The sequence below is a fragment of the Bifidobacterium italicum genome, from assembly GCF_002286915.1.
GTDB lineage: Bacteria > Actinomycetota > Actinomycetes > Actinomycetales > Bifidobacteriaceae > Bifidobacterium > Bifidobacterium italicum.
Window position 1 is genome coordinate 1 of the sequence record NZ_MVOG01000038.1, and the last position, 15,455, is coordinate 15,455.

Annotated in this window: 22 protein-coding genes and 2 tRNA genes; 8 read left to right on the plus strand and 16 right to left on the minus strand. The window is 64.3% G+C overall.

Features of this window, described 5'->3' with window-relative positions; all coding sequences use genetic code 11:
• Together B1400_RS08120 and B1400_RS08125 are read right to left on the minus strand one after the other, a co-directional pair.
• The coding region (locus B1400_RS08120) for a helix-turn-helix domain-containing protein (RefSeq protein ID WP_201260213.1) at nt 1-649 on the minus strand (649 nt) is incomplete at its 3' end.
• Entirely contained in the window at nt 646-837 is a 192-nt protein-coding gene (locus B1400_RS08125; RefSeq protein WP_095613911.1) for a hypothetical protein, read from the minus strand. The genes B1400_RS08120 and B1400_RS08125, both read right to left, overlap by 4 nt.
• A 140-nt stretch (nt 838-977) precedes the next feature.
• On the opposite strand from B1400_RS08125, the gene B1400_RS10175 reads away from it, so the two are divergent.
• Both B1400_RS10175 and B1400_RS08135 read left to right on the plus strand, forming a co-directional pair.
• Nucleotides 978-1,592 (plus strand): GNAT family N-acetyltransferase, encoded by a 615-nt coding sequence (locus B1400_RS10175; RefSeq protein WP_407641087.1) that lies wholly within the window; start codon nt 978-980, stop codon nt 1,590-1,592.
• Between the two features lie 89 nt (nt 1,593-1,681).
• Nucleotides 1,682-2,449, plus strand: coding sequence for a GNAT family N-acetyltransferase (locus B1400_RS08135; RefSeq protein WP_095613913.1), 768 nt, complete (start codon nt 1,682-1,684; stop codon nt 2,447-2,449).
• An 8-nt stretch (nt 2,450-2,457) separates the two neighbouring features.
• Here the strand turns inward: B1400_RS08135 and B1400_RS09530 are convergent, their stop codons facing one another.
• From B1400_RS09530 to B1400_RS08140, 3 genes are all read right to left on the minus strand, one after another.
• Nucleotides 2,458-2,685, minus strand: a complete 228-nt coding sequence (locus B1400_RS09530) for a hypothetical protein (RefSeq protein ID WP_133064658.1) — start codon at nt 2,683-2,685, stop codon at nt 2,458-2,460.
• 234 nt (nt 2,686-2,919) lie between these two features.
• Nucleotides 2,920-3,048: a hypothetical protein gene (locus tag B1400_RS10075; RefSeq protein ID WP_268802265.1), complete on the minus strand. Its 129-nt coding sequence runs from the start codon at nt 3,046-3,048 to the stop codon at nt 2,920-2,922.
• Nucleotides 3,038-3,349, minus strand: coding sequence for a hypothetical protein (locus tag B1400_RS08140; RefSeq protein WP_095613914.1), 312 nt, complete (start codon nt 3,347-3,349; stop codon nt 3,038-3,040). Before B1400_RS08140 ends, B1400_RS10075 begins: the two co-directional genes overlap by 11 nt.
• 283 nt (nt 3,350-3,632) lie before the next feature.
• Here B1400_RS08140 and B1400_RS08145 point away from each other — a divergent pair, with 283 nt between their 5' ends.
• The 3 genes from B1400_RS08145 (at nt 3,633) to B1400_RS08155 (ending at nt 5,231) form a co-directional block, all read left to right on the plus strand.
• The gene (locus B1400_RS08145) at nt 3,633-3,827 is read left to right on the plus strand and encodes a hypothetical protein (protein ID WP_133064659.1); all 195 of its coding nucleotides are present in this window, start codon (nt 3,633-3,635) and stop codon (nt 3,825-3,827) included.
• 235 nt (nt 3,828-4,062) lie between these two features.
• Complete coding sequence (locus tag B1400_RS08150) at nt 4,063-4,263, plus strand: hypothetical protein (RefSeq protein WP_133064660.1); 201 nt, start codon at nt 4,063-4,065, stop codon at nt 4,261-4,263.
• A 290-nt stretch (nt 4,264-4,553) separates the two neighbouring features.
• The gene (locus B1400_RS08155; protein WP_095613917.1) at nt 4,554-5,231 is read left to right on the plus strand and encodes a DUF6037 family protein; all 678 of its coding nucleotides are present in this window, start codon (nt 4,554-4,556) and stop codon (nt 5,229-5,231) included.
• Nucleotides 5,232-5,242: 11 nt separating this feature from the next.
• On the opposite strand, the gene B1400_RS08160 is transcribed toward B1400_RS08155, so the two are convergent.
• Complete coding sequence (locus B1400_RS08160) at nt 5,243-5,830, minus strand: hypothetical protein (RefSeq protein WP_133064661.1); 588 nt, start codon at nt 5,828-5,830, stop codon at nt 5,243-5,245.
• A 398-nt stretch (nt 5,831-6,228) separates the two neighbouring features.
• On the opposite strand from B1400_RS08160, the gene B1400_RS08165 reads away from it, so the two are divergent.
• From B1400_RS08165 to B1400_RS08175, 3 genes are all read left to right on the plus strand, one after another.
• On the plus strand, nt 6,229-6,435 hold the full coding sequence (locus B1400_RS08165; RefSeq protein ID WP_095613919.1) for a hypothetical protein: 207 nt from the start codon (nt 6,229-6,231) through the stop codon (nt 6,433-6,435).
• Nucleotides 6,436-6,516: 81 nt separating this feature from the next.
• Nucleotides 6,517-6,699 (plus strand): hypothetical protein, encoded by a 183-nt coding sequence (locus B1400_RS08170; RefSeq protein ID WP_095613920.1) that lies wholly within the window; start codon nt 6,517-6,519, stop codon nt 6,697-6,699.
• A gap of 374 nt (nt 6,700-7,073) precedes the next feature.
• Entirely contained in the window at nt 7,074-7,757 is a 684-nt protein-coding gene (locus B1400_RS08175) for a DUF6037 family protein (protein ID WP_095613921.1), read from the plus strand.
• 18 nt (nt 7,758-7,775) lie between these two features.
• Here the strand turns inward: B1400_RS08175 and B1400_RS08180 are convergent, their stop codons facing one another.
• The 10 genes from B1400_RS08180 to B1400_RS08230 form a co-directional block, all read right to left on the minus strand.
• A complete protein-coding gene (locus B1400_RS08180; RefSeq protein WP_133064662.1) occupies nt 7,776-8,396 on the minus strand; it encodes a hypothetical protein in 621 nt (206 codons plus the stop codon).
• Between the two features lie 80 nt (nt 8,397-8,476).
• Nucleotides 8,477-8,707: a helix-turn-helix domain-containing protein gene (locus B1400_RS08185; protein ID WP_095613923.1), complete on the minus strand. Its 231-nt coding sequence runs from the start codon at nt 8,705-8,707 to the stop codon at nt 8,477-8,479.
• A gap of 523 nt (nt 8,708-9,230) precedes the next feature.
• A tRNA-Asn gene (locus tag B1400_RS08195) sits at nt 9,231-9,303 on the minus strand.
• 530 nt (nt 9,304-9,833) lie between these two features.
• A tRNA-Asn gene (locus B1400_RS08200) sits at nt 9,834-9,909 on the minus strand.
• Nucleotides 9,910-9,993: 84 nt separating this feature from the next.
• The gene (tsaD, locus tag B1400_RS08205; protein ID WP_095613929.1) at nt 9,994-11,040 is read right to left on the minus strand and encodes a tRNA (adenosine(37)-N6)-threonylcarbamoyltransferase complex transferase subunit TsaD; all 1,047 of its coding nucleotides are present in this window, start codon (nt 11,038-11,040) and stop codon (nt 9,994-9,996) included.
• Nucleotides 11,041-11,095: 55 nt separating this feature from the next.
• On the minus strand, nt 11,096-11,596 hold the full coding sequence (rimI, locus tag B1400_RS08210; RefSeq protein ID WP_095613924.1) for a ribosomal protein S18-alanine N-acetyltransferase: 501 nt from the start codon (nt 11,594-11,596) through the stop codon (nt 11,096-11,098).
• A complete protein-coding gene (gene tsaB, locus B1400_RS08215) occupies nt 11,593-12,438 on the minus strand; it encodes a tRNA (adenosine(37)-N6)-threonylcarbamoyltransferase complex dimerization subunit type 1 TsaB (protein WP_095613925.1) in 846 nt (281 codons plus the stop codon). Before tsaB ends, rimI begins: the two co-directional genes overlap by 4 nt.
• Before the next feature lie 40 nt (nt 12,439-12,478).
• Nucleotides 12,479-13,048: a tRNA (adenosine(37)-N6)-threonylcarbamoyltransferase complex ATPase subunit type 1 TsaE gene (gene tsaE, locus B1400_RS08220; RefSeq protein ID WP_095613930.1), complete on the minus strand. Its 570-nt coding sequence runs from the start codon at nt 13,046-13,048 to the stop codon at nt 12,479-12,481.
• 43 nt (nt 13,049-13,091) lie between these two features.
• Nucleotides 13,092-14,072, minus strand: coding sequence for a DNA polymerase III subunit delta (holA, locus tag B1400_RS08225; protein WP_095613926.1), 981 nt, complete (start codon nt 14,070-14,072; stop codon nt 13,092-13,094).
• A gap of 29 nt (nt 14,073-14,101) precedes the next feature.
• A partial coding sequence (locus B1400_RS08230; RefSeq protein ID WP_095613927.1) for a ComEC/Rec2 family competence protein occupies nt 14,102-15,455 on the minus strand: 1,354 nt, incomplete at its 5' end.

A 15,455-nucleotide genomic window follows, 5' to 3' on the forward strand; every position in this document is an offset into this window, starting at 1 on the left:
CCCGGCGCGCCCCGGCGTCCGGATACGCGTCCGCATCCGGCCCGTCCCCCTCCCGCTCCGTTTCGGGGCTCTCCCCGCTTGCGGGGGGATACCCCGTAGGGGTAGGGGGTAATTGTTGGTTATTAGTTGGTTGGGTGACATTGTGACACCCCTGCCCGGTCACAATGTCACCCCTGCCCGACGCATCCGGTCCAGGGGCGACATTCTGACACCCCTGAACAAACGGCGTGTTTCCAACGGTTTCGTCAGGGGTGACATTCTGACACCCCTGCCCCGCGACGGCCTCACGCTCGTCACGGACACGCTCGGCGGACACGTCCTCCACACGCTCGAAACGCTCGGTGAGCACGTCATAGACGACCGTCCTGTACCCCTTGCGCTTCCACTCGCCCGTCTCGGGATCCATCTGGTTCCATGCCTGGTTCGGGTTCTGGCGCACATACCCCAGATCGATCAGCGCGCCGATCGCGCGGGTCACCGTGCGCTTCGACAGGAACGTCGACGCCGCGATCGTGTCCACCGAGGGCCACGCGCACCGGCCGTCCTCGTAATACGCCCTGAACGCCAGATACGTCAGCACCGCGCCCATCGCCGGCGTGACCCGCCCGTCACGCAGACGATACACCCGCTCCGCAGTACCCGCCGTCATCCCAGCCTCCCCCGCTCATGCGCCGCGCCCATCAGACGCGCGCGCTCCACCGCGACCATCGGCAACGGCATGCCCACCATCACCGACACATAGAAATCCTGGCTGCCGTCCGGCGGCGACGACACGATCAGACGCACCTGACCGGCCGTATACCGGCGCGGCGCCACAACCTCACCACTGCCACGCATCAGCGCACCTCCTTGCCGCCGATGGAATCGGCGATATGACGTTCGAACAAATCAAGAACCTCCTGCGCCGATGGTCCGAGCGGCACGTACCTGACGGGACCATCCGGATCATCGTCGCGCGCGACGATATGGAGGCACAGATGATCTGGGGCCTGCTCACCGAACAGATCAAGCATGGCCGGGACCAGCGCATCGAATACCCCGGAGCCGACACCCACGACCTGTTCAGGCCGACGCTTATAGGGGCGTGGGCCGGCGACGACCCGATAGGAGGAGCGTTCGTCATGCCAGACGAACAGGACGCCGAGCAATACCGGCTCACGATAGGCGACCAAGGCGCGCAGATCATCGAACGATACTGCGTAATGATCCAAGGGATCGCGACGCTCCCCCAACACAGGGGAAAAGGCATTGGAACGCAGCTCAAGTACTTCTGCGAACAGTGGGCGCGTGAGCACGACGCTCTGCTCATATCGGGCATCCCGACCACCGATCAGGCGCACGCACTCAACCGACGCTGCGGCTACCGCATCCTTGCACCGCTGGTCCCGCTGGTCATCCAGCCGGGCCACGCGGACACGGGCCTGACGCCCATCGGGCTTCCTTTCACCCGGCAGACCCCCGCAGCCAGATGGGCGTTCAAGATACTCGGACAATCCACACGGCCGGCCATCCGCGTCGGCCAGGCACTGCAATCCGATATCCCGCGCCGAGGCCACCAACAGGCCACCGTCGAGTGGCTCGACCACACCTAGACCGCAGGACGACTCAACCGGCAGCCCTCCGCCCTCCTCCATATGCAACGTCATCATCGTGCTCATGAGCACCTCCTATCATCGGTGGCATGGGATCGTTCGAACGAATCAAGAACCTCCTGCGCACGCGGCGCGCCGTCCATCAACCACCGGCGCACCCGGCCGGCACCGTACTCGCGGCACATCCAGCCGCCGCCATCGACATCCGGCCCGTCGAAACGCAGATGGAGGCAGACGAAGTCCGGGCATCGCCGTCCGAACAGATCGAGCATGGCTGGGACGACTGCCTGCCACAGCCCCTCGCCCACGACGACGACGCGTTCCGGCCTACGCTGATAGGCGCGTGGGGACAAGACGGCCTCATAGCAGGCGCGTTCGTCATGCCAGACGAACAGACAGCCGACGCTTTCATGGCGAACGGCGTCCAGCACGCCGCACAGATGACCCTGCGCGCGGTAGCCGTCACCCAGGGCATCGCCTTCACACCGGAACACCGGCGTGAAGGCGTCGGACTCAAGATCAAGCGCTTCTGCGACGCCTGGGCGGCACAACACCACGCTTGCCTCATGCCGGCCGTCATCACGGCCCACGAGGCGCTGGGCCTGAACGAGAAAACCGGCCACCACATCCTGCCAACGGACGTCGTCCCCGTGATACAGATCCACGACGACGCCACGGGAACCGGCTGCCTGATCGACCTCGGCCCCCGTGACCAGACAGCCGGGCACAGCCAATGGTCGATCGGCGTAATCGGCCAGACGCACGGGCTCACCGTCCATCTCGGACAATACGGCGCGACCGAGGACCCGCCTCGGGGCCCGGACGACATCACATGGACAGCCCATATCGGGACCTGAACCACGCATCAGCACGTCTCCTTCCGTGCGAACGGGTCGATGACCGGCTTGCGCATGATCGCCGTCATATCGAACCGTGCCTTCGAACGGGCCTCGCGGCCCCGCGAACCGGGCGTCGCGTCCGATGGCGGGAAGAGCAGATCCTCGTTCACCCGCGCATCCGCGCCACCCCCGGACGACGGGTGCCGCGCCTTCGCCGCCTCCGCCGCCCGGCGTCTCCTTGATTTCCTGGACATAAGTCCTCCTCTCTCTCCATTCGTCTCCGTCGCGGCCCGTCTACGCTCTCGGAAGACACCGCATTGACATCCACGACCCAACCCGATACGCTGAAACGACGGGAAGAGCCGGGAACGAGCCGGGCGGCGCATCCACGCGCGTACCGAACCGTTCCGGGAATCCTCTCTCCTTCTCGGACCGCCGAAGACCATACCCACATGAACCCGGCGGTCCTTTTTCATTCCCATCGGGCCTCACCGGTCCAGATCCTCGACGCCCAGCAACGACGCCACCGCCAGAACCGCCACCGCGAACCACCACACCGCCAGATCCGCAATCCGTCCGAAAGCCGCACGGACACGCGCGGCGATCTCAGACACCATCGGAACCCCCGACGGCCGGCGCTTGCGTGAGTTCGCCGCCGATCCGCTCCAGCTCCCGACGGCACTGCGCCGCCCGCTTGTGCTTACGCTCGCCCTCGATCCGCTCGCTCGACGCGATCAACTCGTCGAGCACCGCGTTCACACGCTCCTTGGCATGACGGTAATACTCCACGTCCCTGCCGTATCCGCGAGGTTCGGGCACCACGAACACCCACTGCGGGTCCGCGTTGTAGCCATCCTGGACGATCCGATACGAATACCCCGCATACAACGGAATCTCGAAACGATTTTCATTGGACATGATCCAACAGCCTTTCAATAAACCGATACGAAGCCACCGCGCCACACGACCGCACGCACCATGTGGACCGCGGACCACACGAAACGCGCATACCATGCGACCGTGGCAGGAAACGCGCCCCCACCCACGCCCGACGAGTAGCAGTCGCCGGACGCGGGAAGGACACAACAGTGCCGGCAAGGAATACAACCGGCACCGCCATCCCGCCACAGCGAAAACAACGGGTCCAAACACAAGACCCCCGAATGCTCGCCATGAACGTGGCGGGAAAGGAATTATGATTATGGTCATTCTCAAAGCCATGACCCCGGACGGCACGATCCACACGTGGCAGATGCTTGAAACGGACGCCCGGCACTGCCTCGACGACACCAAACCGCTGCCGAATCGAGTGCCCGCTTTCACGATTGACACACCCATAGAACGGGTATTCGTCAACCCGCACCAATTCCTGCAATGGGAACTCCACCACATCTGACACACATAGGCCACACGAGTGGTCCGCAGCATGCACCGAAACCATATAACGTGACGAACGTGGCAGGAAACGCGTCCCTCCCTGCCCGACGAGTGCAAGTCGTCGGGCAGGAGAAGACGCACGGAACCGGCAAGGATACAACCGGCACCGCGATCCCGCCACAACAAACAATCGGGACTTGATTAGCAGAGTCCCCCGAATGCTCGCCATGAACATGGCGGGAAAGGATGAAACCATGAGCATCGAACTCATCACGTGGGAGCCGAAGCATGTCTGGCACCTGGCCGACGACACCAACCCCAAGACACTGCTCGACACCATGTCGAAACACGCACGACGAGGCAGGACCCTGACCATCACGGACAGCCACGGCGACACCAGGATTCTCAATCCGGCACGGCTCCAAGCCTGGACCATCGAAGTCAACCGCGAATAAACCGCAACCGTGATTCTGGTGGTCAGCGCATGTGCGCGAGCCACCAGAATCACACCCGAATACACCCTGTCGCACGAGTGGTCCGCGACATGCACCGAAACCATATAGCGTGACGAACGTGGCAGGAAACGCGCCTCCCCCACGCCCGACGAGTACCAGTCGCCGGACGCGGGAAGACGCACGGCACAGGCCCGAACGGCCCGCACCGCAATCCCGCCGCACGCAACACACAAACCGGAACCAGCAGGTTCCCCAACAAAACGTCGCGACGCGGCGGGAAAGAATGAAACATGCAACTGCACACACTGACGGAAACCGCACGCACGATTCTCGCCCAACACGGCGAGACCCGATTCTTCTGGCGATATCAGGACCAGTACGTGCCAACCGCACAATTCGAGGTGCTTTTCACGGCGACGCTCGCCAACGACGGCAGTATCGGGGATGCCGAACTCTTCATATGCCAATGTGGCGGAATCAACAATCCGTGGAATCACTCCTTCAGTCTGCTCATGCGCAACGGAACCTACCAATGCTCCGCCAGGCTCGAAGGCAAGGACTACTACACGCTGATCAACATCCTGCACATTGGACGCCGACGGCAAGGCACCGACCCGTGGAGCCCTGCGATCTTCCTTGGCGATGTCGACGGATCCTCCGCACATGTACGGAACAACTGGGCAAGACACCGCATACGAACCATCAATGACCTGCCCGCAACCTACCGATCGAATATCGAGGAATCGAACAAGATCTACTACATCTGCGCACGGGAGATCAGCCCGAACGGCCCCACCGAGGCGAATCAAGAAAAGACCCGCCGTCTGATCGGCCCCATGTGGGCACAGCAATGCAAAAAGCTGAGAAAATCCACCTGCTGGACGGATCAGCCCCCTAGGGATAAAGACGGGCATCCCATCTCCCTGAGACTTCCGAAGGACACCGATGCCACGGACAACTTCCACTGAGAACCGAATCATCACCATGCATCCCCTTCCTGCGGCAGCAGCAACGCCGACGCCACGGCCAGGGCAATGTCCTCCAGTTGCCCGGTCAGGAATACGCGTTCCCCGACCGGGAACGAGAACACCAGATCAGTCCACGATTCGCGCAGCACACGCACGCCAGACGACATGATCTCGCTCTCAGGATCACAACGCTCGCCACGCACGACCCGAACCAGCATGCGCTCAACCGGCTCATCCAGTTGGGCGCATGCTTCGCCCAACGGCTTGCGCAGACCCGCATGCAACAGCGCGCGTGCGGCACGTTCCACACCCGCGTCTGCCATAGGCGTCCCATGCCGCATACGCCAATAGCGGGCATCACGCATGGGGGCATCGGAAAGCAATTCCCGTACCTCCGGACGGCACACATCATATATGCACAACAGCCAGTCCGCCCCCAACAACGAATCCACATACCCGTTAAACCTGGCGATCAGGGCATCATCCGACAAAGAGGACAGCTCGTCCACCGACACGGTACTGTGAACACCGGCCGGCATACGAAGTGCACCGGAATGATCAATATCCAACAACACGGACCGCAGCAGCTCCCGTTCCACCGGAGTGAGAAAACCCCAACCCACCGCAGACTCGCACGAGAGCAGCCCCGCATACCCGGACTCTGACACGCCTAGGCTACGCACAGCCATCACGCCACCTCCAACTTCACATCCGCACGCTCAGTCTCACCATCAAAACCAAACGCGAAAAACAAAAAACGACAGAGGCAACCGCCCGGCACATGGGCCGCGACCAGCGCCAAAACCGTATAGCGTGACGAATGCGGCAGGAAACGCGCCTCCCCCACGCCCGACGAATAGCAGTCGCCGGACGCGGGAAGACACACGGCGCAGGCCGGCATTGGCCCGTACCGCAATCCCGCCGCACACAACATAACAACACCAAAACCAATAAAGGCCCTGTTTTCGTCGCTATGCGGCGGGAAAGGATAAGAAACATGACAACCAGGATCACGATCGAATACATCGACCGGGACGACGAGCCGGAGACCCACATCACCGACCTGCCGATCCCCGATATCCTCGACAGCATCGAACGGGCCAAGCCCATCCCGGTCCACATCCAGACCGGAGCCCCCAGAGCCGACAAGTACATCAACCCGATCTGGGTACGCACCATCACCGTCGCCGAGCTCGGCGACTGACGCGCGACCGTGGACCATGGCCCCTCCGCGCGACGCGTATGATGTGCACCGACACACCCACGACACACGAAAGGAAGGGCCATGCGCCACACACTGACCATCTACGCACCATACGAATCGTGGACACTGTCCCACGACACGGACATCAACGACCTGCGACGCCAACTCGACGACCCCGACACACGCATCATCAAATTCAAACGCGACTACGACCTGACCGTGACCCTGTACAAGGACCACATCACCGCATGGACACTCAACTGAACCAACCCCACGCGCGGCGACCAGCCGCGACCCACGATCCATCGAAGATGCCATCACGCCACCTGAATGAAACATGACAACCAAGATCACGATCGAATACATCGACCGGCAAGACAAGCCAGAAACGTATATCACCAACCTGCCAGCGTGGTCCGCGGCATGCACCTGAACCATATCCGGAACCATATAACGTGACGAACGTGGCAGGAAACGCGCCCCACCCGCGCCCGACGAACAGCAGTCGCTGAGCACGGAAGGACGCACGACACCGGCAAGGCTTATACCGGCGCCGCAATCCCGCCACGACAAACAACCGGGACTAATTCCAACAGTCCCCCGATCATTCGCCATAACATGGCGAGAAAGGATATACCATGAATCTGCCCGAACTGACAGAAACAACCAGACTTGTTCTGGAACGGTACGACGCGACCCGCTTCCGTTGGGAATACCGCAACGGAAAGGCGCTGTTCTCGGCGTTCTTCGCATACGAACCGGAATCAGGCACTCTAGACTGGCCGTACATGCCGTTGCTCGTCTCGTACAGGCCAACGCAACCGGAAGACACGCAACACTGGTCGCACCTGTACGAAGTACATCAGGACCGGCAAGGAATGCTCTACGCCAATCCGATGCTGAGCCACGAGGAATACAAGACCCTGATCGAGGTTCTGGGAATCCACCCCGCACCGACGGACAGCCCGTTCCGTGTGAGCGGTTTCCTACAGGAACTGCAACACGCGTCCGGCGCAGTGCCCGGGCATTGGAACCGGCACCGAATCCGTGCGATCCAGGACATTCCATCGAGCTTGCGCAACGATGTGGAGGAACCCGATGCGGTCTACTTCTGCGGGTGGCATCAGAACCCCGCAGGCAAGCATCCCACAGCAAGGAATCTGGAGAAGACCCGACGATTCCTCGGCCCCGCGATCGCGGATGAATGCCGACGCCTGCGGGTCTCCTCACGATGGACCACGGATCAGAAACTGGCCAAACCGTTGCCATGCCAGCAAGGCGCCGTGGAAGCCTATACACGCCAAGCATTCCAGAACCCTTGAATGCCGTTCCCATGCCGATCAGCCCCTTTCGAACAGGAACTGACGCGCATCGGGATACGCCCGGGCCCCGCCGCGTTCGACCTGCGCCAGCGGCGACAATGCATCGACCAACGCCAAGGCCACGGCCCCCGAATACAGGTACGCCATGCCGCGATCCGCCGGATCAACGGCCGACACCAAGCCAAGCCACATCTCACGCAACACCGCGACCGCATCATCACCCACATGCCCGTCATCGTTCACAACGCCGATGAGCATACGGCACACCCGCTCGGACGGCTCCATGCACCCGCACGCCAGCAGACACGAGACGCCGGCATCATTGAGCAGGCGGGCGCGACGCTCCACCGAGGCAGCCTCCATGCCGAACCCGTCACGGCGGCGCGCGAGCTCGGCATCCGCGTACGGCAGGCGCGGCAACAGCCAACGCACCTGCGGTCGGCACACGTCATAGACAAACAACAACACATCCGACGGCACATAGCCATCAACCCGAGCCGCAAACCGATCAATCAGCTCGGCATCGTCCATCACCTCAAGCTGCACATACAACGAGCCCAGGTCAGCCTCCGTCGGCATCGGCTCGGCCAGCTTTTGCACCAACACCTGCCCCTCGCCGTCCAACACGGCCCACTGCATCAACGAACGCTCCGCCCGCGTCAGGAACCACCTCGTCCCATCAACGCCACCGGATGACGGCAAACCCGCATACCCAGCCATCACGCCACCTCCAACTGTGTGTCCGCACGCTCAGCCTCACCATCAAGACCAAGCACAAAATCAGATGAAAGACCAAACTCATCATGAAGCGCTTGCAAGTCGCTCTGTTGCCATGGCATCAGACCACGTTCCTTCAGGGAAATGGTTGAGGCTGACTGGTTCAGCTTTTGCGCCAGGGCCAGCTGCGTATATCCGTGCTCGCGTCGCCATTGCAACATATGACAAGCCATGTCATCAGCCTCCCTAAAGCGTTAGTAGAACTAATAAAATCAGCATAGCATTAGTTTGACTAAAGTCAAATTCTTCCGTATCCTTCTGTTCAAGAGAACAGTTCATATCAACGAATGCAGAGGAGCGCCAGGAATGACAATGATCCAACCGCGAATAGACGTATCTCCATCTACTCTTGGCGACTATGCCGAACGGGTTTTAAACTTCAACGTGAATAGTCTTCGCAAATCACAAAAGAGAACGCAGAAATCGCTTATCGAACCTATGGGCGTCACAAGCGAAGGAGCGGTGTCTCAGCGCCTGAATGGATTAACTCACTGGAGCTTGGTTAGCGCTGTGAATGTAGCCCACAGTCTTGGCACCACTCTTGATTCGCTTCTTGACGACACCAAGATGAAGGAAGAAATCGCAAAACAAGCCGATCTGCTACGAGTTCAACTAGAGCAAATGAATCACATGAGCTCCGTTAACACAGAATTAACAAAAAACCCACGGCGACACGCCGTGGGCAATGATGGTGAGCTCCTGCGGCTGGGCTTGAACCAGCGACCGTCCGATTAACAGTCGGATGCTCTGCCAACTGAGCTACGCAGGAATACTGCTTCGTTGAATCTCTTCAACGCAACAGAAAGATAATATACGCGTTGCGCCCGCGATACGCAAATCCGGCGTGTCGAATCCGCTGCCGCATCGGCGCCCTGAATGCATCCCGGAGGAACGAGGCCGTCGCATGAGCATGGCCCCCGTAAGAGCGGCGCTACCCATGTGAATCGTGTGAGGACGGAACCGGTGCGGGGAAGAAGCGAGTCAGCGGGAGGCACGATCAAGGAACGAAAAATCAGCCCAAGGCCGACGGGCGGGTCGCGGATTCCGCGCCCCCGAAACCAATGACGCGAACCACCCATGCGTCCGACGGGATCCATTCCGCCGTCGGCCTTGAACCGACGATGTCCACTGTACGCGCTTTATCCGCCGTTGGCGCGTCCGCGCCCCACATGCATACAAATTCCCCATACTTGCTTCACGGTTCGGTCACATCCCCGGACGACCGGCATCCCGCATGCGTCTAGGGCGCTGAATCGACCCGTTCACAGGAGACGAAAAAGCCGCCCGGAGGCGGCTTGCTGGCTCCTGCGGCTGGGCTTGAACCAGCGACCGTCCGATTAACAGTCGGATGCTCTGCCAACTGAGCTACGCAGGAATACTGCTTCGTTGAATCTCTTCAACGCAACAGAAAGATAATATACGCGTTGCAGCTACAACACGCAAATCCGGCGTGTTGCCGTCACGGCATCACGATCCGCTCGAGCGACATCGCCGAATCAATCGGGAAGTCCGGCGACGACGGCGCGACGCCCGCCCGGACGAGGTTCGAGCCGAGCATGGCGACCATCGCCCCGTTGTCGGTGCATAGCGCGACGCGCGGCAGCCGCACATCGACGCCGTGCTCCTCGCCGGCCGTGAGCAACGCCTGCCGCAGCTGCGAGTTGGCCGAGAACCCGCCGCCGACGATGAGCGTGTCCGCATCGTACTGCGCGCAGCCGCGCATCGCCTTCTTCGCGAGCACGTCGGCGACCGACGCCGCGAGCGACGCGCACACGTCGTCCACCGGAATCGACTCCCCGGCCGCCTGCCTCTCCTCGACCCAGCGCGCGACCGCCGTCTTGACGCCCGAGAAGCTGAAGTCGTACGGATGCTGCTTGCCGGCGCGGCCCTGCGTGAGTCCCTGCGGCACATGGATCGCATGCGGATCGCCGCGCCGTGCGTGCGCGTCGATGTGAGGACCTCCCGGATACGGGAAGCCGAGCAGGCGCGCCACCTTGTCGAAGCATTCGCCGGCCGCGTCGTCGAGCGTCGTGCCGACGACGTCCACATGGCGCGCGATATCCTCGACATGCAGCAGCGACGTATGGCCGCCGGAGACGATGAGCGCCATCGTGTTCGCCGGCAGCGCGCCGAACTGCAGCTGCGTCACCGCCACATGACCGATCACATGGTTTACGCCGTAAACCGGCTTGCCGGCGGCCCATCCGAGCGCCTTCGCACCGGAGACGCCGACGGCGAGGCATCCGGCGAGGCCCGGACCGGCCGACACGGCGATCACGTCGATGTCCGAGATCTCCAGCCCCGCGTCCGCGAGCGCCTTCGAGACGACCGGAACGAAGGCCTGTGCGTGCGCGCGCGACGCGATCTCGGGGATGACGCCGCCGTAGCGCGCATGCTCGTCCATCGACGACGCGACGACGTTCGAACGCAATGCGTCGCCCTGCACGACCGCCGCAGCCGTCTCGTCGCATGTCGATTCGATGCCGAGGATGATCGGCCCGCTCATCGTCTCCGTGTGTTCCATGCCTTCACCTTATCCTGTCCTGCGTTCCTTCTTGCCGTCAGTTCGCGGCGAATCCCACGACGCGCGGCCTCAGTTCGAGGCTCATCGTGTACGCGTCCACGCCTTCGGGCTGATAATACCGCCTGCGCAGCCCCATGCGTTCGAATCCGATGCTCCGGTAAAGCGCGAGCGCGGCGTCGTTGTCGACGCGCACCTCGAGCAGCATGCGCTCGGCGCCGGCGGCCTTCGCGCCCGCGATCATCCGCTCGAGCAGCGCGCGTCCGATGCCTTCGCGCTGATGGTCGCGGGCGACGCCGATCGTCATGACCTGCGCGTCGTAGCCGTCGTACCAGTACCCCGCGTAGCCGCGTATGCGGGGGCTCGTTCCATCGTCCCCCTCCACGTCGTCCACGTCGAAGTAGTAGGCGCGCGCGGGCGCGTCGAGCTCCTGCGCGATGGCGCGTTCACTCCATGCGCCGGCGCCGAAGAGGTCGCGTTCGAGCGCGGCCATCGCCTTGACGGCCGCCGTGCGGTCGAGCGCGTCGCCGGTCACGATCATGCCGTCGCCCCGTCCGGCATATGCGCGGGATCGTGGCTGAGCACGTGCTTGAGCGGGTTCGGCACGCTCACGTCGGGTCTGCGCAGGTACAGCGGCTCGACGGCTCCCACGCCCTCGTCGGCCGGGGCATGCGTCTGTGCGGCGGATGCGAACAGCGCGAGCCCTTCGGCGCCCATGTCGAGCGCGGCGGCGTCGCTCACCGTCTCCACGTGTTCGAGTCCCTCCCACGCGGATGCGTATTTGCATGCGCCGTGGCCGATGACGTCGATGACGACGTCGACGCCCGGATGCGCCGCGCGGTATGCGTCGACGGCTTCGCCGACGCGGCGCGCGATATGGTCCGGGGCGTCGATGTCCATGTCGATGAGCGTCGTCGGATCGCCGGCGTCGGCGGCGAGGTCGGCGTAGAGGCCGAAGTAGAGCTGCCTGCGGCGCGCGTCGTTGACGCTGAGCGTGAGCGCGACGAGCGGCGAATCGTCGGCGGCGAAACTCACGTCGGCGTAGTCGAAGCGGGCCGCGAAGCGTGGGTCGTGGCGGTGGACGGCGTGCATGAGCACGGCGTTCGGCGTCAGGTCGTCCTGTCCGAGCAGCGTCGCGCCGGTCGCGTAGGCGATCGCCTTCGCCGCGACGATGCCGGCGCGCAGCCCGGTGAACGGCGCCGGTCCGACGCCGACGACGATGCGTTCCACCTGATGCGGCGCGACGCCCGCCCGCCGGCATGCGGCGTCGATGTCGTCGCGCAGCTTCTCCACATGGGTGCGCGAGTCGTGTTCGACGACCGGATCGTATCCGACGAGGCCCACGGTCGAGCCGAACGATGTGTCGATGACTAGAGTGTGCATGTTCCGTCTTTTCGTTGTAGTGCGTTGGCGGCCGCGCCGCTCAGCGCGGTTCGAAGCCGTCGAGGAAGCCTTCCCAGCGCGCGCCGACGCCGGTGAGCGTCGCGTAACGCACGCCGTCGCTCGTCGGTGTGGCGTCGTGAGCCGCATCAGGGCGGCCGAGCGGACGCTCGAGCACGATGTCGAGCCGTTCGTCGGCGAGCGCGGCGGCCATCTGCTCGCCCCATTCCATCAGGACGACGGCGTGCTCGTCGACATCCTCGAGCTCCTCGTCCAGCCCGAGCGATTCGAGCTCGTCGAGGAGGCGGTCGACGCTGTCCTGTCCGGGCGCGTAGTCGACGCCGCCCAGACGGTAGGCGTCAACGTGGATGAGGCGCGCGGGGCGGCCGTCCGCGAAGACGCCGGACAGTTCGCGCGCGATCGTGAACGTCGGCGAGACGATCGGCTCGTCGATCTCCAGTCCCGCGCCGAAACCCTGGGCGAAAGTCGTCTTGCCTGCGCCGAGCGGGCCCGACAGCAGAATGACCTCGCCGCCGTGCATGCGTGCGGCCACGGCGGCGCCGAGCGCGCGCATGTCCTCGGCGCGCGGCACCGCGAATCGCTTCGATTCCATGTCCTTCGACCTTCCGATGTTGCCGATGCTGTCCCGGTCCATGTTACTCAACGCCTTTGTTCGCGATGAGCTCCACGCAGCGCTCGAGCGCGTAGGCTGCGTCGCCGCCGGCGGTCTTGCACTGCTCGTCCGCCCACGCGAGACGGCGCACGCAGCGGCCGAGCGCCTGCGACGACCAGCCGGAGAGCTGGCGTTGCGTCTTGCGGATGAGCCATGGCGGCATCTTCGCCTCGCCGGCCGTGATCGATCCGGCGCGCACGGCGGAGGCCTTCGCCAGCGAGCGCAGCTTCATCGCGAGCGCGCCGACGAGGGCGATCGGGTCGACGCCCTGGACGAGCGCCGAGCGCAGCATGACGACGGCCTGCGCGCCGTCGCCGTCGAGCGCGGCGTCGGCCACGTTGAAGCCGGTGACCTGCGGATTGGCGATCATGTACCGGTCGACCTGTTCGAGCGTGATCGGGTCCTCGTCGAAGTCCATGCACAGCTGGCCGACCATCGCGCACAGCTCGCCGAAACCGTGCTCGCCGTAGACGGCCGCCAGCTGTTCGGCGGCCTGCGGCTCGACGCGGCGTCCGCGACGTTCGAATTCGCCGATCGCGAAGTTCCTCACGCCGCCCTTCTCCTTGAGCGCCTTGAGGTCGTCGACCTGCTGCATCGCCGCGCCGGCCCGCCGCAGGTCGTCGACGAGGCGCTTGCCCTTGGCGCCTCCGGCGTGGCGCATGACGACGCCGGACGCGTTCGGGTCGCCCGCCGATTCGCGCACGTAGGCCACGAGCGACTTGCCGAGCGATTCGTCGGCGTCCTCGAGATGGGTGAGCAGCACGCCGGCGCGATCGCTCAGCAACGACGGGCTGACCGCCTCGTCGAAGTCGTATCCCTCGATCGCGCGCGCGTCCAGTTCGACGAAGTCGGCGTCGCGGTGGTTGTCGAGCCATCGGCGCACGTCGGCGCGCGCCTCGCGTTCGTTGAGGAACTCAATGCCGCCGAAGACGATGACGCAGTTCGCGTCCTTGTTCACTCCCATAATCCCAATGTGTGCGCATCGTTGGACAATCACGGCCGCTCCCCTTTCCGGCGCCGGGGCGCGCGGGGGCGCCCCGATCGTGTGCGGTGCCGGGGCGCGCCGACGCTCGCCGCACGCCCATCGGCCGCCACCGTACGCCGCCAGCGCAGACCCACGAGCATCGCGAACGTGCGCTCATGCCACTGGCGCAGCCGGACGACCGGCGACGGCGCCGCGGCGAATCCTCGCCGTCGTGGCTGTCCGGCGCGCAGATGCGCCATCGCTCGCGTCAGGGCGGCGATGAGCAGCACGAGGGCTTCGGCGCCGGCCAGCCGCAACGCGCCGTCCGCGTCACGCGGCCACGAGAGCGTCGATGTGGCTTCGTCCGCGCCGAAGACGTCGGCGGCGATCTCGATGCTCTTCGTGCCGAGCGAGGCGCACCATGCGAGCGCGAAACCGAGCCGGGGCATGCACCAGCCGAGCGCGTACGCGCCGAGCCCGCACACGGTGGCCATGTCCATCCACGGCGCGACGAGCAGGTTCGCCGGCACCGCCCACAGCGCGATCCGCGGCTGCATGAGCAGCTGCAGCGGCGCCGTGAACATCTGGGCGCCGATCGTCGTCGCGAGCGCGTCGGCCATCCTGTGCGGCAGCCACCGCCGCAGCGCCGCCGCGAGCGTCCCGGAGACGAGCGTGATGCCGAGGACCGCCGCGCACGACAGCGCGAAGCCGAAATCGGCGGCGCGCGCAGGTCTGGCGACGATCGCGACGATCGCCGTCCACAGCAGCAGCGGCGTCGTCTGTTCACGCCTTCCGAGCAGCACGTATCCGAGGGAGAGCAGATGCATGACGACTGCCCTCGTGATCGATTCACTCGGCACGAGGACGGCCGTGAGCGCCCCTACGGCGACGGCGCGTGACGCGGCGACGACCCAGCGCGGAGCGAGCAACCGTGAGCACAGCGCCGTCGCCGCGGCGACGAGCAGCGCGTAGTGTCCTCCGGAAACGGCCATGAGATGGATGATGCCCGCTCGGCGGCATCCTTCCTCGAGCCGGCGTGCGTACACCTCGTCGACGGGTTCGCCGTCGGTGAGCGCATCCTGCCCGAGCACGCCGAGCGTCAGCCCCGGCACGAGGACGCGCCCTTGGTCCGAAAGCCCGTCGGCGACAGCGAAGAACCGCCGCTGCATCGCGTGCACGGCCCTGCGCCACGCCGGCGGATCGCCCACACGCACGGCGCCGGCGGCGTCCTCCTGCGCCACCGTCAGCAGCAACGCGCGCGGATTCCATGACGCGCGCGCGAGCGTGCCCGACAGGCGGTACTCGCCGCCCTGCACGATGCTCGTGCACAGCACGGCGGGCAGCAGCACCTGCACGTCGACGTCCGACGGCTCGCGAAGGCCG